Raw genomic sequence first — 20,473 nt, forward strand, 5'->3', positions numbered from 1 at the left:
GTCAGAGGTCGGGCATCCGATTGAGTCTGTCTTCCCCGGGCAGCAGTCGGGCGTCGTTCTCCAGCGCACCACCGAACTGCCGCCGGAATCGTCCGGGGTCCACGTCGAGCGACCGCTCGGCGGTCTGGCGGACCACGGTGGCCGGGTCGTCGGTGAGTTCCTGCAGTCGCTCGCGAGCGCGGCCCTCGTCGACGCCGCCGAGCATGTGGGCGGCCCACTCGCGGACCCGCTCGCTGTCGTCGCGGCTCTGCTCCAGCAGCAGGTCGGCCATCGCCTCGCCGCGGAGTTTGAACAGCGAGATGGCCGCGTTGCGCCGGACAGCGTGGTGGTCGTCGTCGATTGCGGCCGCGATATCGTCCTCGTGAGCCTCGCGGTCGACGTTGTCGAGCGTGACGACGGCTTCCGCCCGGACCCACGGGTCCGGGTCGTCCAGCAGTTCCACCGCCACCGCTGCGGCCCGCTCGCCGCCGTGGGCCGTCAGCGCCTCGACGGCGAACTGGCGCACGTCGCTGTCGTCGTCGGTCGTCGCAGCGCGGGCGAGCGCCGCCACGATCTCGTCGGTGGTCGCGCGGTCCTTCAGTTCGAGGGCGGCACGGCGTCGGTCGGTCTTCGCGCCGTGCTCGATGTCGGACAGCAGCGACGCCACCGCGTCGTCCTCGACGGGTTCGGTGTCGCTGGCGGCCAGCTCTTCGGGTGTCGCCTCGCCGATGGTCACGTCCTCTCGGCTCACCTCTATGTCTTCCAGCGCTTCGATGTCGGTGTGCAGGCCCGGGCTGCGTTCGGGGTCCAGTTGCGGGTCCGGGTCCTCTTCGAGGTGCTTCTCGAACTCGTCGTCGTCGTGACAGCCCGTCATCGCTGGCCCTCCTGTGCGGCGAGGGCGGCGATGCCGAGCGCGAACGGGAGCGCACGCGGGAGCGACGCCGGGACGCCCGCGAACGCGACCAGCGCGACGCCGGCGAGCAGCGGCCAACGCCGCGTTCGGCTGGCCGCGCTGGCCGCCGTCACTGCGCCGGCAGCGGCAAGTGCGACGACCGGCAGGCTCGTGCCGACGACGCCGGTTCCCGTGAGCGTGACCGCGCCGGTGACGAACGGGACGGCGCGACCGACACCGAAGACGACGGCGAAGGCGGCGAGTCCGCCGATCACCGCGCCCCAGTCCGCCGTCGACAGCGAGCGCCAGTCCGTCGCGGCGAACGCCGGCGTCGACGCGATCCCGAGCAGCGCCACAGTCGAGGCCGCCGGTCTGAGGCCCGTCCAGCCGCCGACGCCGCTCGCCAGCCCGATGCTCAGCGCCGCGACGAGCAGGGCGACTGCGGCGGCCGAAACGAGGTCCAGCCGCCGGCCTGCGACGGCGGCGACGGTCGCCGTCCCGAGGACGATTGCGGCGGCCGCCGGCAGTGCCGCCGCGCTACTGAGCAGCGATAGCAGGCCGAACACGCCGACGAACAGCAGCCCGATGCCGGTGAGCGGGTCGGCGTCGGTGACGGCGACGGCGATAGCCGCGGCGGCGACGACGGCCGTGGACACGCCCGTCGCCAGGCCGGGCGAGACCGGAACGCCAGCGTATCCGGGCGCGTTGACGAACAGGACGGCGAGGTACCGAGCAGCGACCGCGACGGCCGCAGCGCCGACCGCCAGGTTCGCGAGCGAGTGGCTTCCGCCGTGGAGCAGCGGTCTGATTCGCTGCTGTAGCGCCGCCGTCATCGCCGGTCCTCCAGCCGTTCCGCGAGGTCGTTGCGGTCGGCCCGGACGAACGCCTCGAGCAGTTCGCCGAAGCCGCCGTAGATGTCGGTCCCGGGCTCGTCGGCCAGTCGGTCCGCGACGCCGGCCGCCGCGTGGCCGAGGTGGCGGTCGTGGAAGTCCAGCCGGGCAGTTGCGGCGTCGTCCCCGACGGCGGCTTCACGGCGGGCCAGGTAGCCCGCGAACTCCAGTTCGTAGGTCAGCGCGTCGTGGTTGTCCCGCTCGTCTTGGTCGATTTCCAGGCCGTAGTGGCTGTAGGCCCGCGAGAGGTCGAGGTTCACGTCGTTCCAGGAGTGGTCCGGCCGGTACTTGGACTCGTACAGCGGGACCGGCGGCCCCTCCGCCTCCAGCGAGCCGTCGGTCCGGTCCGTGTACTCGCTGTAGCCGAGTTCGAAGATGTCGTTGTAGCGGGCCGCGAGCGTCTCGTAGTCGTCGCCGGTGGTGAGCGACGGGATGGCCACGTCGAGGCCCGTCTGGTCGAGACACGCTCTTAAATCGGCTTCCAGCGTCCCGTCGGCCGCCGCGCTGTGGAACGACTCCTCGGGGTACTCGAACGCCTTGGCGAGCGTGGCGTACACCGCACCCCGGGCGGCGGCGTCCTCGTCGAGGTCGTCCATGGGGTCAGTGGGCGTCGTCGCCATCACTCGGCCCCCCGCGTGCGGTAGATGCCGAAGCTGGTGACGCCGACGACAGCGACGATGGCGATGCCGGCGACGGTCCACAGCAGCGTCTCGTAGGGCGGGCCCTGCGGGCCGCCGCTGAACGGGTAGTAGTGCCACTCGCTGACCGCTTTCTGGCCGGACCGCTCGCCGTTAGAGCCGTTCCAGACGGCGAAGGCCACGTCGAGATCACCGTCAGTCCGCAGGTCGGTCCGGTTCTCGCTTGGCGCGTCCAGTTGGCGTGAGTAGACCACTGTCCAGGTGGCGTTTCCGCCAGTGCCGCTGTGACTTGCGTTCGCCTGTACGGTCGGGTCCTGGAACGGCGTGGTCGAGCCAGCGCCGCCGGCCAGCAGTTCCTGGGTTCCGGTCGCTCCGCTCCAGTACCAGACGTTGACCTGGTTGTCCGGCCCGCCCATCGCTATCGGCGGCCGGGAGCTCGTGTTCGTCGGGAACTGGACCGCTACCGCGTCGGCGAACTCCCGCGTGGCGTTGGCGTTCATGTCCCGAGTCGCGTCGTGCCACTCCAGGCGGACGTACAGTCGCTCATCAGTGCGAGCCGCCTGCACGTCGACTGTCTCGACGGACGTGTCGTCGGCGTTCGGGACGCTACTCGGGGCGCTCGAAAGCGGCACGTCAGAGGCTGGGACCTCCTCCCAGCCGTCGGCGTTCGGTTCGGCGAGGTCGGCCGTCGATACCTCCGAAACCGGAATTTCGTGTGCTGGTCGGGCGCTCACCATCGGCGCGGCCACCGTCGAGACGACGATGAGCCCCGCCAGCACCGCCGTGAGTGTGAGCGTGCGTCGGTGGTCAGTCATCCTCAAAGACCTCCAGTCGGTACTGTTTGGCCGGGTTCTTGTCCTGGAGCAGTTCCATCAGTTCGCTGTCTTCCCCCTGTCGGGCCCGCTGGCGCTCGCGCTCGATGGTGTCGAGGGCCTGGTCGACGCCGTCGCCGAACAGGTCCCGGAGGTACTGACGGGGAATCCGGTCGATGTCGACCGTCTCCCCGTCCTCCGTGTGCTGCCCGGGGGCAAAGGGCGGGATGTAGTAGACGTTCGGCTGCGTGCGGAACTCCGGATGGAGCGGGAGGGCCACTTCGTACTCATTGACGAGCTTGTGGATCGGTCCCTCCTCGTCGTCGAGGAAGCCGACCAGCCGGAGCTGGGGCGGGCACTCCTCGGCACAGGCCGGGGCGAACGTCTCCCCGTCGGGGCCTTCCCCTTCGATGCGGGGGTAACAGAAGATGCACTTCTCGGATTTCTTCGAGACAGTGTTGTAGTACACCTTCTTGTACGGACACCCCTCGACGCAGTAGCGGTAGCCCCGACAGCGCTCCTGGTCGACGAGAACGATGCCGTCCTCCTGGCGCTTGTACAGCGCCGAGCGCGGGCAGGCCTCGACACAGGAGGGGTGGGTGCAGTGGTTGCAGATGCGCGGGAGGTAGAAGTAGTAGCTGTTGGGGTACTCGCCGGCCCCCTGGTCCTCGTCCCAGTTGGGCCCCCACTCCGCGCCCTCGCGGGGCCGTAGCGGCTCGTCGCTGCCCTCGTACATGATCTCGCTGTGGTTGAACTCCCAGGCGCGGCCGTAGTCCTCCTCGTCGGGGATCTCGCCGGGCGAGCGGTCCGAGTGCTCGCTCGACTCCCAGCCGCCGCCGGAGTCCTCCCAGCCCCGCGGGTACCCCTCGCCGGGCTTGGTCTCGACGTTGTTCCAGTACATGTACTCGCTGCCGCCGTCCTCCGTCCAGAGGTTCTTGCAGGCGATGGTACACGTCTGGCAGCCGATGCACTTGTTCAGGTCCATCACCATCGCGACCTGGTGGTCGACGCCGTCGGCGACGTTGACCAGCGTGTCCTCGTCTCCCTGGTCGTCCTGTTGGTCAGTACTCATTCGGTGTCACCTCCGCTCGGTCGGACGTCCACGCGCACGTCGCTGTTGACCCCGGTCGGCCCCCAGTAGTTCGGGAAGAAGTGCAGGTGTTCCCCGGTGTCTTCCGGGTACTGGACCAGCTGCGTCGGCTTCATGTACATCGGGACGAGCGTGTTGAAGTTGTCCCGGTCGGGGTACTGGAACTTCTCCCAGGAGAAGAAGTGCCGGACGGTCCCCGGTTCGCTGGAGGGGTAGATCTTCGCCTGCACCTCTACCGCGCCGAGGTCGTTGTACACCTCCACGGTGTCGCCATCCTCGATGCCGCGTTCTTCGGCGTCCTCAGGGTTCAGATACACCACGGGCTCGCCGCGCTGGAGCCTGAGCATCTTGGGGTCGTCGCGCCACGTCGAGTGGATGGACCAACGACCGTGAGGCGTGTTGTACGACAGCGGGTAGTCCCCGCCGGTGTTCTCCGGCCCCTCCTTGTGGGTCGGGAGTTCCTCGCCGAGTTCGAGATACCAGTCGTGGTCGATGTAGTACTGCTGGCGGCCGGTGAAGGTCGGCCAGGGGTTCTTGTCGTGGACGTAGTCCTGCCACGGGACGTAGGCCTCGCCGTCCTTGATGTCCGAACTCCAGTGGTCGCCAGCCTCGAGGAATCGCTGTGGCTGCTCGTCGATGTCGTCGAAGGTTATCTGCTCGTCGCTGTCCTCGGGGTTGGTCTCCTCGGAGTGTTCGAGGATGAACTCCGCCGCGGCTTTGTCTTCGACGAGCCCTTCTTCCTCGCCGGTCTCCCAGTCGCGGACGTAGTCGTCGTAGATGGTCGTGAGATCGATGGTTCGGTCGAACTTGCGGTCCTCGATCGGCTCGACATCGCGTTCCTGGGCCCGCTCCTGTATCTTCTCGGCGAGCAGGCGGAATATCTCCCAGTCGGTCTTGGCCTCGCCGAGCGGCTCGACGGCCGGCGTGAACGGGTGCACGTAGGTGTGCATGTCCGTCTCCGAGAGATCGTACTTCTCGTAGTGGCTGGCCGCCGGCAGGACGATGTCGGAGTACATCGCCGTCGAGTCCATCCGGAAGTTGATGTCGACGACGAGGTCGAGTTTGGGCCAGAGCTGTTCTTCGAGGGCGACGTTGCCCTTGGCCTGGTTGAAGTAGTTCCCGCGCCAGACGAACATCGTGGACGGGTCCGGTCGGCTCCCGTCGTCCCGTTCCTCGGGGTAGACCGGCATCCATCCCTTGTCGATGGACTCGCGTATCTTCTCGGCGGTGTCCGGATCAGTGTTGTCGAGAATGCCCGCGTGGAAGTAGGTCCACAGCGTCGTCGGCACGCCGCGGACGTTTCCGGTCGGGAACGACAGCACCTTCCAGCCGTGGAACGACCAGATCTTCTCCTGGCCGACGTAGTGGTCCAGTCCGGTGCCGGGGTCGCCGAGGTTGCCCGTCAGCGTCACGAGCAGCTGGATGGCGCGGTTACCCAGGTCGTTGTGGTACCAATCGTTGACGCCCTTGCCGTGGATGATTTTCGCGGCGTCGGCCTCGGCGAACTCGCGGGCGACCCGCTGGTAGGTGTTCGTACCAACGCCGGTCTCTTCGTGGACAACGTCCGGCGTATACTGGCTGAGTTCGTCAGTGAGGTTCTCCCACACCGACCGGACCGCGACGCTGCCCTCGTCGGTGTCGACGCTACGCTCGACCGAGAGCTGCGGGTCGAAGTCGAGTTCGATACTTAACGAGTAGTCCTTCTGCCCGTCCCGTTCGCCGAGCGAACCGGGCGCACGACGGAGGTTGCCGTCGGCGTCGACCATGACGAATACCTTGTCCGGGTCGTCGGCGTCCTCGGCGAGGCCGACCTCGCTCGCCCGGAGGAACTTCCCGGTGTCCTCCCGGACGAGCAGCGGCATGTCGGTCTGCTCTTTGAGGTGTTCCTCGTCGTGCAGCCCCTCGTCGACGATGGTCTGGGCCATGCCCAGCGCGAGCGCGGTGTCGCTGCCGCCGTGGGGAGAGAGCCACTCGTCGGTGTGGATGGCCGTCTGGGAGTAGTCGGTGAAGATGCCGACCCGCTTCGCGCCCTCGTAGCCGGCGTCGAGGAAGTACTTCGCGTCGGGGATGCGCGTGACGTTGATGTTCGACCCCCAGGCGATGATGTAGTCAGAGTTGTGCCAGTCGGCGGATTCGGCGTTGTCCGTCTGGGTGCCCCAGGTGATCGGCTGTCCCGGGGGGAGGTCCGAGTACCAGTCGTAGAAGCTGTGCGAGACGCCGCCCAGCAGATTGACGAGCCGGCTTCCGCTGGCGAAAGACACCGGGGACATCGCCGGAATGGGCGTGAACCCCGATATCGCGTCGTACCGGCCCGCCTGCACCTCGTCGATGACGTGGTCGGCGATCTCGGTCAGCGCCTCGTCCCAGCTAATCCGCTCCCACTGACCCTCGCCGCGCTCGCCCGTGCGACGGAGCGGGTGGAGCACGCGCTGGTCGGCGTTGACGTAGTCCGTGTAACAGGCCCCTTTCTGGCACCCGCGCGGGTTCGGGTCGGGGAGGCTCTCGTCGAACGTCGGGTAGTCGCCGGCCTGTTCCTCGCGCCAGACCTGGCCGTCCTTGACGTAGACGTTCCACGAGCACGAGCCGGTGCAGTTGACGCTGTGGGTCGAGCGGGCGACGGAGTCCCAGTCCCACTCGTCGCGGTAGAGGTCCTCCCAGTCCCGATACGGGTAGTTCCCGATGGGGTCGTCGACCGCTTCGAGGCCGTCCATGCCGTCGTCGGCGAACGACAGACCCGTCGCACCCAGTAGCGACGCGGCTCCGAGACCGCGCACGAAGTCGCGGCGACTGATTCCCGCACTGTCCGTTTCGTCGTCGGTCAGGTCGTTTCTACTCATTGGTGATGAACACTGTCGCAGTCGCGCAGGCAGTGCCGGCCACGGCTAAGGCGATGCCGGCGAGCGTGCTGCCGCCGACTTCGAGGCCGGCGGCGACCAGCACGAGGCCGACCAGCTTGCTCGTCGTATCCAGCAGGCGGTACTGTCGCTCAGTCAGTTCGACGCTCGCAGTCATCCGTCCTCCTCCGATTCGGTGCTAGCCGTTCCGTCGTCTACTGCACCGCCGTCCGCGGCTACGTCGCCCTCCTGTGACGGCGTGGGCTCGCCGTCGCGCAACAGCAGGTACGTAATGCCGCCGAAGACGGGTGGGACGACGAGCAGCGCCGCCGTCAGGATGGGGTTGACCACGTTCGTCGTCGTTCCGAGAACCTGGTCCGCGAGGATGTTGTTCATCCCCGCAATCGAGGCGATCATGATGAACGCGACGGCGGCCACGCCAACACCGGTCTGCCAGGCCCGGTCCAGCGGGTCCGCGGTGAAGTGGGTCGGCTCCGTCCGGTCGATGAACGGCCAGACGGCGACCGCGGCAAACACCAGCCCCGGGAGGACGATGCCGCCGATGAACTCCCCGTTGATGTGGGCCGGGCCGACGTTGAAGCTGATCTGTGGCAGGAGTTTCAGGAAGCCGTACACCCACATCAGGAACCAGTCCGGCATGATGAGCTCCGGCGTGGCCGCGGGGTCGTTCGGGCCGTACTCGGCGACGTTGTGGACCGGGAGCAGGCCCGCAAGTGCCGACAGCGTCGCCGCGGTGACGAAGAACACCACCGCGGAGACGGCGGCCTGGTTCGGGAACGCCGGCAGGCCGATGATGATGTCGTCGTCCTCCTCGTCGACGGACTGACGGCCGCCGGTCACGTCGCCGTCCCGCGGGGCTTCGGTGTGTTTCTGTCGGATGAGGATGGCCATGTGGACGGCTAAGCCCACGGCGATAGCCGCCGGTATCACGAGAACGTGCAGGAAGTACAGCCGCGGGATGGTGGCGCTGCTGGGGAACTCACCCCCGAACACCACTTGGCCGAGGAAATCACCTAACAGGGGTATGGATATCGTGAGGTTGTAACCGATACTCGTCGCTGTGGCGGCGAACTCGTCGAACGGCAGCGCGTAGCCGGTGTAGGCCGCGCCCATCGAAAGAGCCGCTAAACCGGTCCCGACGATCCAGTTTGGCTCCCGGGGGTTGCGGTACGCCCCGGTGAAGAACACCCGTAACATGTGCAACCCGATAGAGGCGACAAAGAGGTGGGCCGCCCAGTGGTGGAGCCGGCGGATGAACATCCCGAAAGGCACGTCGTAGGTGATGTGCAACACCGAGACGAACGCTTCGGGCATCTCCTCGCCCTGGAACTTCTGGACGCTGCCCTCGTACTCCACGTCGGAGGTCGAGGGCTCGAAGAAGAACCCGAGGAAAATCCCCGAAAGCACCAGGAGGAGGAAGCAGAACAGCGCCACCTCCCCCAGCAGGAACGAGTCCTCGGCCGGGAACGCCTTCCCGAGGAACTTCTGGCCGTTCTCCAGGTCGAGGCGGGTGTCGAACCAGTCGTAGACGGCTTTGGCGCGGGACATTATCCACCTCCTGGGCCGACTGGCCCCTCGAAGTCACCGGTGGCGACGAGGAATCCGTCGCTGGTCACCGTAATCGGAAGCTGTGGGAGCGGTCGTCCCGGCGGGCCGCCACTGACCGCTGCTCCTTCCAGGACGTTGAATTTCCCGAAGTGACAGGGACAGACGACAAGGTCCTCCTCCCTGTCCGAGACCATACAGCCGGCGTGGGTACACACTTTCGAGAAGGCAGCGTACCCGCTGACGGTGAACCCTTCTGCGATGTCGCTGCCGTAGTCGGACTCGGCGTAGCGCACAAGCAGCGTCGGTGCGTCCTCAATGCCGGGCCGGGGCTCCGGGAAGACGGTCATGTGCTCGCCTTCGGAGAGCCGTCCCTCCGTGATGCGCTCGCCTTCGCCGTCGACGAGGTGGATGCCGTCGGAGTACACCGGCCCCTCGTACCCCCGCTCGAACACCTGGGTGGTGCTGGCAAGCGGCGCTGTGAGGCTGGCGACGGCGGTCAGGCCGCCGACGGTCGCGAGGAACTTCGCGAAGTCACGCCGGCGGAGTTCCGCGCGCGCATCCCCGTACAGTGTCGGGGACGTACCAGTGGCCCCGTCACACGAGCAGTCGTCGCTCTGTTCCTCGTCGTCATCGGGTTTCGGATACTCTATCATTCGTGCCCCCTGAGTTCGGCGACTTCGACGTGTGGCATGAACCAGGCGTAGTACGCGACCGTCGAGAGCGCGAGCGAGAGGAACATCCCGGTCGCGTACAGCCCGAAGTACTGGGTGCGGGCGAGCGTGAGGTACTCGCCGGTGAACAGCGCCGCGAAGACGATAGACAGGACTGTCAGCCCGCTCATGGCGACGAGTCCCTCTATGGCGTCCGAGGCGTCGTGGTACTCGACGACCCAGCGATGTTCCGTATTGAGCCACGGCAGCGAGACGGTCCCGCCGTCAGTGACCGGCTCGGCCTCGTCGGGCGGCCGGACCGCCCTGTTCATGAACTGGTGGGCGGCCGTCAGCACGCCCACGAGGACGAACAGAGCGACCCAGACGACGACACCGACCTGGCTCGGTGATAGCTTGTTCGGTGTCTCTACCGGGCTCTCGAGCGGCCGGATGTCGCTGACGCTCTCGTCGATAGCGATCTCCTCCGACGGTGGCTCGCCGTGCAAGGCGACGTACCACATCGGCAGCAACACCGCTGTTATCAACAGACCGATGAGTATCGTGTTGCGTCTCATAATCTTGTGTTATCTCGGTTCGCCAGCGATTCGAACGGCTACGCTGTGTCGCTGTGTTCGGGGTTTGTCCCAGGACCCCGATGAACTGCCAGCCCGACATCTTAGGCCCATTATATGGCGGTTTTTTATACGAACATGTTCGCATGGACCTTCTTATGTGAGCCGCGTCACCTGTCAGACATGTCGGGCCGAATACTCGCCGAGGTCGAAGTGTTCGGTCCTCGGTCCTGTCAGGTACAGCCACACGCTGACGACGAGTGGTCGGTGTCGACAGTCTCCCGGAGCGCGACGAGTGGCGGTGCCGACCGGGTCGTCGAAGAGTTCACCCTCAAGGGTGGTGATGAGCCGCCATCAGCGCTACAGAGCGAGGGTTCGAACGTCGATCACGTGTTCGCCTACGACCGACGACACGTCTTCCAACTGTCCCGAGCGGCCGGTCAGGGTTGCGTCTGTGAACGCATCGAAGCGGCCGGGTGTGTCGTCCAGGAGTTCTCTGCGGACACCGAGTCCCTCGTCGTCACGTTCATAGTCGACGATGTCCCGACCCTGCGAGACATCGTCGACGACCTCAACTCGGAAGGTGAAACGGTCAAACTCCGGCGGCTACTCGAAGGCACGACCTCGGAGACGGACCGTCCGGTCGTGCTCGACCGCGCGAAACTGACAAGCCGCCAGCGCGAGGTTCTGAGCCACGCCCACGAGATGGGGTACTTCGAGCATCCGCGCGATGCGACCGCCGGCGACGTAGCCGACGCGCTGGATATCTCCACCTCGACGTTTACCGAGCACCTCGCCGCTGCCCAGCGGAAACTTCTCGACGATCTGCTTGACACACGCTGAGTCCCCCATTCCGGGTTCTCCCGGGGACATAGACGTATTTCCCAGCGGGTCTCCCGGCGAGCGACGTATCCTCGCTGTCACAGAACCCTTTACCCTCGCCCCGGCGACACTGCAGCCATGACCGAGTTCGACGCCGACAAGTTCGAAGAGAAATACGTCCACTACTTCGAGGAACTCGAAACGGCGTACTCGAACGCGTATCAGGAGCTCCACGGGCAGTACGACTCCGAGATTCTTCGCGGGATCGACCGGCAGATCCTCAGCGAGAGCGAGCCGGTGTACGAGGGCGACGGGACGTTCAGTATCCGGTTGCCCGACGACACTGCGGCGCGCGCACAGTCTTTGCCGGGCGACGAAGAGACGTTCGACGCAGTTATGTCGGCGTTCACTGACGCCATCGAGCGCGAACTCCGTCGGCTGTTCGAGTTCGAGTAGTCGACGCTGCTCGACAGCCCGCTCGATAGCGGAGGTGAACAGCCGGTCTGCCATCCGTTTCTCTCTGCGGTCGGACCGGCGGATCGAAAACACCAGAATCAATGCAGTTCCCGTACTAGCCGAACCAATTATGGCGACCGATTCAGATCTTCACTGTCTCTTTACTGCACCTGTCGAGGAGCAGAACGACTCGTACGTGATCGAGATTCCGAAACAAGAGGTCGAACTGGGAACCCTGGCCCCCGAGACGCTGTACCGGATCGCACTGTTCCAGTCGGCGGCCGAGGCACCCACGCCCCAGTCACAGTCTCAATCCAAGCCCGAGCCTCAGTCCAGTTCCCGATCCAAGCCCCAATCCAGTTCCCGTTCCGACGAGCCGACCGGAGAACGGGAGTTCGCACCGTCGTCCCCGCCCGTTGCTGAGGGTGAGACGCGCGTGGTCGAAATCGACAACATCGGCGACAAAGGCGACGGCGTCGCGCGTATCGACGGCGGGTACGTCGTTATCGTCTCCGACGCGGACGTCGGCGAGCGCCTCCGCGTCGAGATGGACCAGGTCCGCGAGAACGTCGCGTTCGCGGAGGTCGTCGAACGCCTTCCGTACTACGAGTAAGCCGCTGACCTCACGGAGCCAGACTGTCTTGGCGCGTGCCGGGGCTGCCGTCCGACCGCCTGTCACCGGCCGGACAGCCGAGGGTATATTTTTCCGCCGACTGTCATCCCCGGTATGGGACACGATCACGACGAAACGACCGGTCACGGCGAGTCGGATCACAGCCACGCAGAGCATGAACACGGAAAGCACGGCCGCGACCACGCGGATCATGAACACGACAGTGACCACGACCACAGTCGCGGGGAACACACCCACGACGGCCATCACGCCCACGATGCCGAGGGGGTTGATATAGGGGTCCTAACCGTCTCGACCTCGCGAACGCTGGACGACGATCCGGCCGGCGACATCATCGCCACGGCCTGCGAAGACGCGGGCCACGAAATCGCCGAGCGCCGCCTCGTCGCGGACGAGATGGACGCTATCGAGGACGCCGTCGCCGCCCTGCTGGATGACGGCGTCGACGTAGTTCTGACGACCGGCGGGACTGGCCTCACGCCCGACGACGTGACCGTCGACGCCATCGAACCGCTGTTCGACCGGCCGGTTCCCGGCTTCGGCGAACTGTTCCGCTGGCTCTCCTACGAGGAGGTGGGCCCGATGGCGATGGCTTCGCGGGCGACCGCCGGCGTCGTCGACGACCGCCTGGTGTTCTGTCTGCCCGGGAGCGAGAACGCCGCCAGGACGGGCGCGGAGAAACTCGTCGCGCCAGCCGTGGGTCACCTGCTCGGCCTCGTCCGTCGGTAACGCGGCCCCGCACGGTTCCGCCGGTACGCGGACCCGCACGGTTTTGGGCCGGCGTCGGCTACAGGGAGGCATGCCCGAGGAGTTCACGCACGTCGACGAGGACGGGGACGCACAGATGGTGGATGTGGGCGAGAAGGCCGAGAGCCAGCGCCGCGCGGTCGCGCGCGGACAGATCCGGCTCACCGAGTCCACGCTGGCGGCCATTGACGCCGACGAGGTGGAGAAAGGCGACGTCCTGACGACGGCCCGCATCGGCGCGATTCAGGCAGTCAAACACACCTGGGAGACGGTGCCGATGTGCCACCAGATTCCCATCACGAACGTCGAAGTCGAGTTCACCGTCGGCGACGAGGCCGTCGAAATCACCGTTGCCGTCGAGACGGTCGGCAAGACCGGCTGCGAGATGGAGGCCCTGGAGGGCGCGACGACCGGCCTCAACGTCGTCTGGGACATGGTGAAGGCAAACGAGAAAGACGAGAACGGCGACTACCCCGCGACGGCTATCGAGGATATCCGCGTGGTCGAGAAGACTGTCGACCGCTGAGGAGGGGTTTCCGGCGGTAGCTGCACCGCTAGTATGAAAAAGGTCTATCTACGTCGCCCTGTTACTGGTGTGCATGCAAGTCCTCGGTATCGTCGGCCACTCCGAGTCGGGGAAGACCACGCTGGTCGAGCGGTTGACACAGCGGCTTTCCGGGACCGGACGTGTCGCGACGGTCAAACACTGCACGCACGCGCCGGACGTTGACACGGATGGGAAAGACACGGCTCGCCACCGCGACGCCGGGGCGGCCGAGACGGTCGCGCTCACCGACGACGGCGAGTGGTACGCGACGGGGCAGTCGCGGACGCTTGAGGAGACGCTGGATGCGCTCGCGCCCGACTACGACTACGCGCTCGTGGAGGGATACTCGGACGCGAGCATCCCGAAGGTCGTCCTTGGCGACCGCGAGGTCGCCGACCCCGTCGTCCATCGCGCGCCCCACGGCTCGGACGCTGACCTCGACGAGATCATCGCGGCGATGGAGGAATGGGACCCCTACATCACGCTGGAGACGCTCGTAGCGGACGTAAAGCGGGACCCGGACGAAGTCTACTCCGGCGCGATTGCGACTTTCACCGGGCGCGTCCGCGCACAGGAGGGACCGGAAGACCCGCCGACGGAACTGCTGGAGTTCGAACGCTACGACGAGGTCGCCGCCGAGAAGATGGCCGCGCTCCGGCGGGACCTCGAAGCGCGGGACGGCGTCTACGCGGTCCGCCTGCACCACAAGACCGGCGTGGTCGACGCTGGCGAAGACATCGTCTTCGTGGTCATCTTGGCCGGCCACCGGGGCGAGGCGTTCCGCGCCGTCGAAGACGGCATCAACCGTCTCAAGGAGGAGGTACCGCTGTTCAAGAAGGAGGTCACCGTCGACGAGGAGTTCTGGGCACACGAGCGGTGAGTCAGCGGCGCGATTTTTACAACGCCGAGCGCTACCGCCACGGTGTCGCCCGCAGTGCGTGGACTATCAGCAGCGTCCCCAGCGCGACGCCCAGCAGGACCACCGCCACGGGGAGCGCCGCGTCCAGTCCGTCCGAAATAAACGAGGCCCAGATCTGGACCGGCAGTGTCCGCGGGTAGTACGCCAGCATCATCGTCGCGCCGAACTCGCCCATTGCGCGGGCGAAGGTCAGCACGAGGCCGGCGAGCAGGCCGGGCTTTGCGAGCGGAATCGTCACCGAGCGCATCGTCCCGACCCAGTCGCGCCCGAGCGACCGTGACGCTTCTTCGAGGTGGTCGTCGATGCCGTCGAAGGCGGCCTTGGCGGTGACGACGAAGAACGGCGACGCGACGAACGTCTGGGCGGCGACGACGCCTAGCAGCGACCGGGTCAGCGCCAGATCGGTAAGGCCGCCGAGTCCGTTCGGGCCGACGACGGTCAACAGTAACATCCCGCTGACGACCGGCGGGAGGACGAGCGGCAGGACGACGGCCCCCATCGCGGCGGTCGCCAGCGCGCCGGTGTTCCTGGACAGCCAGTAGGCCAGCGGCAGGCCGAAGGCGACGGCGACGGTGGTACTGCCGAGCGCGGCGACGAGGGACGTGACCGCGGCGTTGATGATGTACGTCTCAGTCAGACTCGTCAGCAGTGCTGTCGGGGAGTATGTGAGTACGAGCACCATCACGGGGACGACAAAATACAGGAGCAGCACCGCTCCCAGCACGGGCACGAGTTCGCGCACGCCGACCGTGTGGCCGGCCCTGGTCTCACCGCGTGACAGTACTCGGGACATCTCCCACTAGTCGAGGATACGTCTGGCGGACGGTAAATCCGTGTGGTGCGAGCCAGTCGCCGGACAGGACTGCCTCGAAGGCTGTACGTGTCGCGTCTTGATCGTCACGGCGGACGGCCCCGTACTCGATGGGGCTGCCGGTGATTGTCGTGCCGTTCGGCAGTTCGTAACTGGTGGTCCGATACTGTTCGGCGTGCGCGGGGGCACCCAGATGTATCTCCGGGGGGAACTCCCGGAAGGGGTAGTCCCGCTCGATAGCCATGCTCCGGTAGACGAACGCGGCGTCGACGGCCCCCGTCTCGAACTGCGCGAGCAACTGTGTCTCGGGGTAGGTCTGGTCCGGCGAGAGGACCGCGTCGGCCAGGCCGGGTTCGTCGTAGTAGTCGGCTGCGAGGGACAGCACGAACAGCGTCCGGTAGCCAAGCGGGTCGAGCGCCGGGTCGGTCCGGCCGAGCGAGACGCCGTCGCCTCGGAGCGGGTCGTACCACGGGTCCGCGTCCGCAACGCGCGTCCCGCCGTCCGTCTGTGGGTTGTACGCCAGCACCATCTCGTTGCTGGCGACCACAGCGTGCCAGGCGGTGTTCATGACCCGGTCGAACAGGGTCGGGTCCGCAAGGGCGACGATGGCAGGGTCGCGCTTCCCGTCGGCGACGAGGCGTGCGGCTTGCACCGACCCGCGGGCTTCGACGGCGATTTCGACGTCCGTCTGGGTCTGGAGCGTCTCACTGGCCGCTTTCTGCAAACTGCCCGCGACCAGCACGTCCACCCGTTCCTGACCGAACGCCCCACAGCCCGCCGTCGTGGCGATACCACTCCCCAGCGCCGTGAGTATCGTACGACGGGTCCGTCGGGCCATCGTTCGTTCATTGCTCGTTCGCGTACATCGGTGTTGGGGTCGGTCCCAGTATTGATGGGGCCTCTTTGACGCGACCGGCTACCGCAAGCTTATAACCTAGTAGTATAACCTAGTGATTATGACGCAGATCGCAGCGGCCCGGAACGGGACCGTCACCGAGGAGATGGCGCGAGTCGCCGAGCGCGAGGGCGTGGAACCGGCGTTCGTCCGTCAGCAAGTCGCCGACGGACAGGCGGTGATCCCCGCGAACGTCGGCCACGACGCGCTGGACCCGATGATCATCGGCCGGGAGTTTTCGACGAAAGTCAACGCAAACATCGGCAACAGCGAGGAGACCAGCGACATCGAGGGCGAACTGGAGAAGCTCCATACCGCCGTCCACTACGGCGCGGACACGGTGATGGACCTCTCGACGGGGAGCGACCTCGACGCGATCCGGTCGGCCAACGTCGAGCATTCTCCGGTTCCTGTCGGCACGGTCCCTATCTACGAGGCGGTCAAGCGCGCCGGCGACCCGGGCGAAATTACCCACGAGCTGCTGCTTGACGTCATCGAGAAGCAGGCGAAGCAGGGCGTCGACTACATGACCATCCACGCCGGCGTCCGGATGGCCCACCTGCCGCTGACCGACGGCCGCAAAACGGGTATCGTCTCCCGCGGCGGGTCCATCCTCGCCCAGTGGATCGAGGAGAACGGCATGGAGAACCCGTTGTACACGAAATTCGAGGACATCTGCGAGATATTCCGCGAGCACGACGTGACCTTCAGCCTCGGCGACGGCCTCCGGCCGGGCTGTCTCGCCGACGCCGGCGACGACGCGCAGTTCGCCGAACTGGACACGCTCGGGGAACTCACGCGGACCGCCTGGGAACATGACGTGCAGGTGATGGTCGAGGGACCGGGCCACGTCCCGATGGACCAGGTCGCCGAGCAAGTCGAACGCCAGCAAGCGGTCTGTGACGGCGCGCCGTTCTACGTGCTCGGGCCGCTCGTGACCGACGTTGCGCCGGGCTATGACCACATCACGAGCGCCATCGGCGCAACGGAGGCGGGCCGCGCCGGCGCGGCGATGCTCTGCTATGTGACTCCCAAGGAGCATCTTGGGCTTCCGGAGCAGTCCGACGTGCGGGACGGGCTTGCGGCCTACCGCATCGCTGCCCACGCGGCTGACGTGGCAAACGGCCGCGAGGGGGCGCGGGACTGGGACGACGCGCTCTCGGAAGCCCGGTACGCCTTCGACTGGCGCGAGCAGTTCGACCTGGCGCTGGACCCCGACCGTGCCCGCGAGTACCACGACCAGACGCTCCCCGGCGACAACTACAAAGAGGCGCGCTTCTGTTCGATGTGCGGCGCGGAGTTCTGTTCGATGCGCATCGATCAGGACGCGCGGTCCGACGGCGAAATGGCGGCAATCGAGGCCGACGCCGAGGACCGGACTGACCTCGATGCCTCCCCCGCAGCGGAGGTAAACCGGCCGCCGGTCGGCACCCACGACGAGGCCGATATCCCCGGCCCTGACGCTGATACGGCCTCCGATACAGAGGGGCGTGCCGACGATTAGCACGGCGATAGTTCTTTATAATCGGTGTTCGTTTATTGAAATGATGCAAAAGAAAGTCATCGCCCTGGTCGCGGTCATGGCGCTTGCCCTCGCGTACTACGTTAAGCGGTAAGGTCGACTCCCCGAGCTGCACCGTTCCCTGAACCGTGCTGTCGGCCGCCCTGCCCACTGGTCCTTAGCGGTATCGTATGGGGTGGGTCCCCCGCTGGCCGGCAGTATTCTCCCGATTTCTGTGCTGCCAGCGGCAGCGCCGTCTCTTTCCGAACTCTTACCCGGCGAACACCCATAGCAGCGTGTATGTACGGCGTCGTCACCCGTAACGAGGAGGAGACGGAGTGGTCCGAGTTCGACCGGGCGTTCTACGAGGTCAAGGACGTGACCGGCCGCGCTGTCGAACCGATTGCCGGCGCGGTGAACATGGTGTCCTGTTTCGGCGACAACGCGGTCGAGAGCGAGGAGGACCTGCTCGCGTTCGACGACGAGGGGACACCGGCGACCCGGAACCAGCCGTACTTCGACTGGACGTACGTCTGCCCGACCCACGACCGCTACCGCGAGGGGCTGCTTGACATCATTGAGGAGGCGGCAGCCGTCAACGAGGACATTCGGCTCGACGACGTGGGCTTCCCCCGGGACGAGTACTGCCACTGTGACCGCTGCGAGCAACGGTTCGCCGACAGCGAGTTCGAGGACTGGTCGGCCTGGCGCAGTAACGTCATCACGGAGTTCGTCGCCGAGGCCCGCGAGCGCGTGCCTGGTGACATGTACCTCACGCTGTATCCGGACCCCTACCCCGGCCATCTCGAAGCCCGCTCGGGCGTCGCCGTCGACGATATCACCGAGTACGTCGACGAGTTCGTCGTCCCCATCTACGATATGGCGTATTCGACGACCTACTGGCTGGAGATTCTGGCGAAAGGCTGGCAGGACCGCCTCTCGACCCCGTTCAGCATCGAACTGTACGCCGTCGACGTGGACGTCGACGACCTCTCGAAGGCTGTCGAAGTTGCCGAAGAGTACGCCGAAACCGTGCTGTTCGGGTACGACGCAAGCAACGCCCGCGCAACCGTCCGGCGGATGAACGCCGACGCTCGCGAGGGCCAGTCGTTCGGGCCGGAGTGACACACTCAATCTCGGCGGATCACGCCCCGCCGCCGAACCGCCGTCCACGCCACTTCAGAATCTCCTCGCGGTCGCGCGTATCGGCCGGCAGTTCGTCGAACCACCGGGCCTCACTGATTTCGTGGTCCGGGTCGTCGACGGCGATATCGGTCGTCTCCGCTCGGGCCTCGTACACCGGCAACACGCCCCATGCCATGTTCCCGTCGCAGTAGAACTCGACCCGTCCGAGCATCCCCAGTCCCTCGATGGCCGCTTGGATGCCGCTTTCCTCTCCAAGTTCCCGCAGTGCGGCCTCCTGGAAGGATTCGTCGCCGTCGAGTTCGCCGCCGGGCAAGACCCACATGTCGACGCCCTCGTGGCGGACGAGCAGGAGTTCGCCGGATGGTCTGTAGGCGAGCGTATGCGCGCCGTATGGCGCGCCGTGGTCCCGGGCGACGGTGGCCACGTCCCGGAACCGATTCCGCGGGACGTTGCGGTGGCGCGTGAACTCGACGTAGCCGCTGTACTGCTCCCGGAGCTGGTGATACGTCTGCTCGGCGGTCTGACACGCGCCGTCGGCGAGAAACCACAGGTCGTCGACGCTCGTCATCTGTTCGAACGCTGTGTGAGCGCCCGCCGTGAGGGCGACGAGTATCCGGGGACCCCTGCCGTGCTGCTCATGGCAAGCAGTTGGCGCGAGGTGCCTATAAGCCTTCGACACTGAATCAGTCCCTTTTTGACGAGCCACCGAGTACCGCCGGGTATGGCATTCGAAGAGGACGACAGCGTTATTCTCCACGACGAGCACAGCGACTACGACGGCGAGGAAGGCACTATCACGCAGGTCGTCGAGACGATGTTCGGCGACGCCAACTACACGGTTTCCTTCGAGGACGGACAGGAGCAGGGCGTCCCCGAGGACAACCTCGAAGCCGCTGAGGACGAGTAGGGCCTCGATGTCGTCGGTTCCGTTCCACTACGTCGACCTTCGGACATTCTGCTACGCGACAGAGGACGACAAGCGTGTCGAGCAAGCGCTCCGGACGTTTCTCCCGGAGGACTACCCTATCGAGCGAGCGAAGAGCGAAGGGCACTACGGCGACCGTATCATCGTTCTCTCGGCTCGCGTCGAGAACGCCGACGACATCCGCCACGTGCTCACGCAGGTCGCGTCAGCGCCGGATATCGACGCGGTGCGTGCGGAACTGGACGACCGGGTCGACGACAACTGCTCGTTTTTCCTCACCTTCGACAAACAGGCCGCGTTCGGGGGGAGCGTAGAACGCGGCGACGGCATCACGCTCCGGGCGAAAGTCGAGGCCTACCCAGCAAAGCGGGAGAAGGCCGTCGAAAACGCCCGCGAACTCCTCGAGGAGTTGTGATGTACGAGGCCGTCTACGCCCACCCCGACGGCGACAGCACCGTCGCCCGGCACGCGCTGACGGCCGCCGACTCGGGCTACGACGGCATCGTCGTCAGGAACCACGGCGACGAGCAGGCGGACTACGGCGCCGAGGCCATCAGCGACGCCTACGACATCGATGTCGCAGCCGGCGTCGAGGTCCGGGCAGACGACCCCTCGCGGGCGAGCGGCTTCGTCGGGAACTACCGGAGCGAGCGGACGGTCGTCGTCGTCCACGGCGGCGACCGCCGCATCAATCGGTTCGCTGTCGAACAACCGACCGTCGACGTGCTCGCCCACCCGATGCGCGAGGACGGCGATTTCAACCACGTTCTGGCGAACGCGGCGGCCGACAACGGCGTCCGCGTCGAGTTCGACTTCGGCCCGGTGCTTCGCGAGTCCGGCGGCAGTCGCGTCCGAGCCATCAAGGAGCTGCGGAAGCTCAGAGAACTGGTCGAGGACGCCGGCGCACCCTTCGTCGTCTCGGCGTCACCGAGCAACCATCTGCAGATTCGCGCGCCGCGGGATATCATCGCTGTCGGGGAGGCTATCGGCTTCGACGCTGATACCGTCCGGGAGGGCCTGGCAGAGTGGGGGCGGGTCGCGGAGCGCAACCGCGAGCGCCAGAGCGACGCCGTCATCGAACCGGGCGTTCGGCTGGAAAGCGATGCAGACGACACCGAGTAACCGGCGCTGATACCACTCAAAA

24 protein-coding genes are annotated in these 20,473 nt (G+C 66.4%); 11 read left to right on the plus strand and 13 right to left on the minus strand.

Going from position 1 to position 20,473, the window contains the following annotated elements:
- Position 1: 1 nt before the first annotated feature.
- Genes ACOZ4H_RS08830 through ACOZ4H_RS08875 form a run of 10 tightly spaced genes read right to left on the minus strand, consistent with a single transcriptional unit; the run spans position 2 to position 9,929 of the window.
- Complete coding sequence (locus ACOZ4H_RS08830; RefSeq protein WP_424328923.1) at positions 2-853, minus strand: HEAT repeat domain-containing protein; 852 nt, start codon at positions 851-853, stop codon at positions 2-4.
- Positions 850-1,704, minus strand: coding sequence for a phosphate ABC transporter permease (locus ACOZ4H_RS08835; protein WP_424328924.1), 855 nt, complete (start codon positions 1,702-1,704; stop codon positions 850-852). The genes ACOZ4H_RS08830 and ACOZ4H_RS08835 overlap by 4 nt, the downstream gene beginning before the upstream one ends.
- Positions 1,701-2,381, minus strand: coding sequence for a molecular chaperone TorD family protein (locus ACOZ4H_RS08840; RefSeq protein WP_424328925.1), 681 nt, complete (start codon positions 2,379-2,381; stop codon positions 1,701-1,703). Before ACOZ4H_RS08840 ends, ACOZ4H_RS08835 begins: the two co-directional genes overlap by 4 nt.
- On the minus strand, positions 2,381-3,214 hold the full coding sequence (locus ACOZ4H_RS08845) for an ethylbenzene dehydrogenase-related protein (RefSeq protein WP_424328926.1): 834 nt from the start codon (positions 3,212-3,214) through the stop codon (positions 2,381-2,383). Before ACOZ4H_RS08845 ends, ACOZ4H_RS08840 begins: the two co-directional genes overlap by 1 nt.
- On the minus strand, positions 3,207-4,283 hold the full coding sequence (locus ACOZ4H_RS08850) for a 4Fe-4S dicluster domain-containing protein (protein ID WP_424328927.1): 1,077 nt from the start codon (positions 4,281-4,283) through the stop codon (positions 3,207-3,209). Before ACOZ4H_RS08850 ends, ACOZ4H_RS08845 begins: the two co-directional genes overlap by 8 nt.
- Positions 4,280-7,138: a molybdopterin-dependent oxidoreductase gene (locus ACOZ4H_RS08855; RefSeq protein ID WP_424328928.1), complete on the minus strand. Its 2,859-nt coding sequence runs from the start codon at positions 7,136-7,138 to the stop codon at positions 4,280-4,282. Before ACOZ4H_RS08855 ends, ACOZ4H_RS08850 begins: the two co-directional genes overlap by 4 nt.
- Positions 7,131-7,313 (minus strand): hypothetical protein, encoded by a 183-nt coding sequence (locus tag ACOZ4H_RS08860; RefSeq protein WP_424328929.1) that lies wholly within the window; start codon positions 7,311-7,313, stop codon positions 7,131-7,133. The genes ACOZ4H_RS08855 and ACOZ4H_RS08860 overlap by 8 nt, the downstream gene beginning before the upstream one ends.
- Entirely contained in the window at positions 7,310-8,704 is a 1,395-nt protein-coding gene (locus ACOZ4H_RS08865) for a cytochrome b (RefSeq protein WP_424328930.1), read from the minus strand. Before ACOZ4H_RS08865 ends, ACOZ4H_RS08860 begins: the two co-directional genes overlap by 4 nt.
- The gene (locus tag ACOZ4H_RS08870) at positions 8,704-9,357 is read right to left on the minus strand and encodes a ubiquinol-cytochrome c reductase iron-sulfur subunit (RefSeq protein WP_424328931.1); all 654 of its coding nucleotides are present in this window, start codon (positions 9,355-9,357) and stop codon (positions 8,704-8,706) included. Before ACOZ4H_RS08870 ends, ACOZ4H_RS08865 begins: the two co-directional genes overlap by 1 nt.
- Positions 9,354-9,929: a hypothetical protein gene (locus ACOZ4H_RS08875; RefSeq protein WP_424328932.1), complete on the minus strand. Its 576-nt coding sequence runs from the start codon at positions 9,927-9,929 to the stop codon at positions 9,354-9,356. The genes ACOZ4H_RS08870 and ACOZ4H_RS08875 overlap by 4 nt, the downstream gene beginning before the upstream one ends.
- A 180-nt stretch (positions 9,930-10,109) precedes the next feature.
- Here ACOZ4H_RS08875 and ACOZ4H_RS08880 point away from each other — a divergent pair, with 180 nt between their 5' ends.
- The 6 genes from ACOZ4H_RS08880 (at position 10,110) to ACOZ4H_RS08905 (ending at position 14,012) form a co-directional block, all read left to right on the plus strand.
- Positions 10,110-10,769 carry a helix-turn-helix domain-containing protein gene (locus tag ACOZ4H_RS08880; RefSeq protein WP_424328933.1) on the plus strand — a complete coding sequence of 220 codons (660 nt, stop codon included), beginning with the start codon at positions 10,110-10,112 and terminating at the stop codon, positions 10,767-10,769.
- 117 nt (positions 10,770-10,886) lie between these two features.
- Positions 10,887-11,204, plus strand: a complete 318-nt coding sequence (locus tag ACOZ4H_RS08885; RefSeq protein ID WP_424328934.1) for a DUF5783 family protein — start codon at positions 10,887-10,889, stop codon at positions 11,202-11,204.
- A gap of 130 nt (positions 11,205-11,334) precedes the next feature.
- Positions 11,335-11,817: a TRAM domain-containing protein gene (locus ACOZ4H_RS08890; RefSeq protein WP_424328935.1), complete on the plus strand. Its 483-nt coding sequence runs from the start codon at positions 11,335-11,337 to the stop codon at positions 11,815-11,817.
- A gap of 114 nt (positions 11,818-11,931) precedes the next feature.
- Positions 11,932-12,567: a MogA/MoaB family molybdenum cofactor biosynthesis protein gene (locus ACOZ4H_RS08895; protein ID WP_424328936.1), complete on the plus strand. Its 636-nt coding sequence runs from the start codon at positions 11,932-11,934 to the stop codon at positions 12,565-12,567.
- Positions 12,568-12,637: 70 nt separating this feature from the next.
- Positions 12,638-13,111 carry a cyclic pyranopterin monophosphate synthase MoaC gene (gene moaC / locus ACOZ4H_RS08900; protein WP_424328937.1) on the plus strand — a complete coding sequence of 158 codons (474 nt, stop codon included), beginning with the start codon at positions 12,638-12,640 and terminating at the stop codon, positions 13,109-13,111.
- A gap of 73 nt (positions 13,112-13,184) precedes the next feature.
- Positions 13,185-14,012, plus strand: coding sequence for a molybdopterin synthase (locus tag ACOZ4H_RS08905; RefSeq protein ID WP_424328938.1), 828 nt, complete (start codon positions 13,185-13,187; stop codon positions 14,010-14,012).
- Positions 14,013-14,043: 31 nt separating this feature from the next.
- On the opposite strand, the gene ACOZ4H_RS08910 is transcribed toward ACOZ4H_RS08905, so the two are convergent.
- Both ACOZ4H_RS08910 and ACOZ4H_RS08915 read right to left on the minus strand, forming a co-directional pair.
- Positions 14,044-14,844 (minus strand): ABC transporter permease subunit, encoded by an 801-nt coding sequence (locus tag ACOZ4H_RS08910; RefSeq protein WP_424328939.1) that lies wholly within the window; start codon positions 14,842-14,844, stop codon positions 14,044-14,046.
- Complete coding sequence (locus ACOZ4H_RS08915) at positions 14,819-15,700, minus strand: extracellular solute-binding protein (protein WP_424328940.1); 882 nt, start codon at positions 15,698-15,700, stop codon at positions 14,819-14,821. The genes ACOZ4H_RS08910 and ACOZ4H_RS08915 overlap by 26 nt, the downstream gene beginning before the upstream one ends.
- A 118-nt stretch (positions 15,701-15,818) precedes the next feature.
- On the opposite strand from ACOZ4H_RS08915, the gene thiC reads away from it, so the two are divergent.
- Entirely contained in the window at positions 15,819-17,261 is a 1,443-nt protein-coding gene (gene thiC, locus ACOZ4H_RS08920) for a phosphomethylpyrimidine synthase ThiC (protein ID WP_424328941.1), read from the plus strand.
- Between the two features lie 297 nt (positions 17,262-17,558).
- Complete coding sequence (locus ACOZ4H_RS08925) at positions 17,559-18,383, plus strand: hypothetical protein (protein WP_424328942.1); 825 nt, start codon at positions 17,559-17,561, stop codon at positions 18,381-18,383.
- A gap of 19 nt (positions 18,384-18,402) precedes the next feature.
- Here ACOZ4H_RS08925 and ACOZ4H_RS08930 read toward each other — a convergent pair whose 3' ends face one another.
- Positions 18,403-18,972: an NUDIX hydrolase gene (locus tag ACOZ4H_RS08930; protein WP_424328943.1), complete on the minus strand. Its 570-nt coding sequence runs from the start codon at positions 18,970-18,972 to the stop codon at positions 18,403-18,405.
- A gap of 153 nt (positions 18,973-19,125) precedes the next feature.
- Between ACOZ4H_RS08930 and ACOZ4H_RS08935 the strand changes: the two genes are divergently transcribed.
- From ACOZ4H_RS08935 to ACOZ4H_RS08945, 3 genes are read left to right on the plus strand one after another with little or no spacing between them, the layout of a single operon-like run.
- A complete protein-coding gene (locus ACOZ4H_RS08935) occupies positions 19,126-19,311 on the plus strand; it encodes a hypothetical protein (RefSeq protein WP_004515500.1) in 186 nt (61 codons plus the stop codon).
- Between the two features lie 7 nt (positions 19,312-19,318).
- Positions 19,319-19,744 (plus strand): RNA-binding protein, encoded by a 426-nt coding sequence (locus tag ACOZ4H_RS08940; protein ID WP_424328944.1) that lies wholly within the window; start codon positions 19,319-19,321, stop codon positions 19,742-19,744.
- Positions 19,744-20,451 (plus strand): RNase P subunit p30 family protein, encoded by a 708-nt coding sequence (locus ACOZ4H_RS08945; protein ID WP_424328945.1) that lies wholly within the window; start codon positions 19,744-19,746, stop codon positions 20,449-20,451. Before ACOZ4H_RS08940 ends, ACOZ4H_RS08945 begins: the two co-directional genes overlap by 1 nt.
- The last annotated feature ends 22 nt before the right edge of the window (positions 20,452-20,473 follow it).

The sequence above is a fragment of the Haloarcula amylolytica genome, assembly GCF_049705545.1.
GTDB lineage: Archaea > Halobacteriota > Halobacteria > Halobacteriales > Haloarculaceae > Haloarcula > Haloarcula amylolytica_B.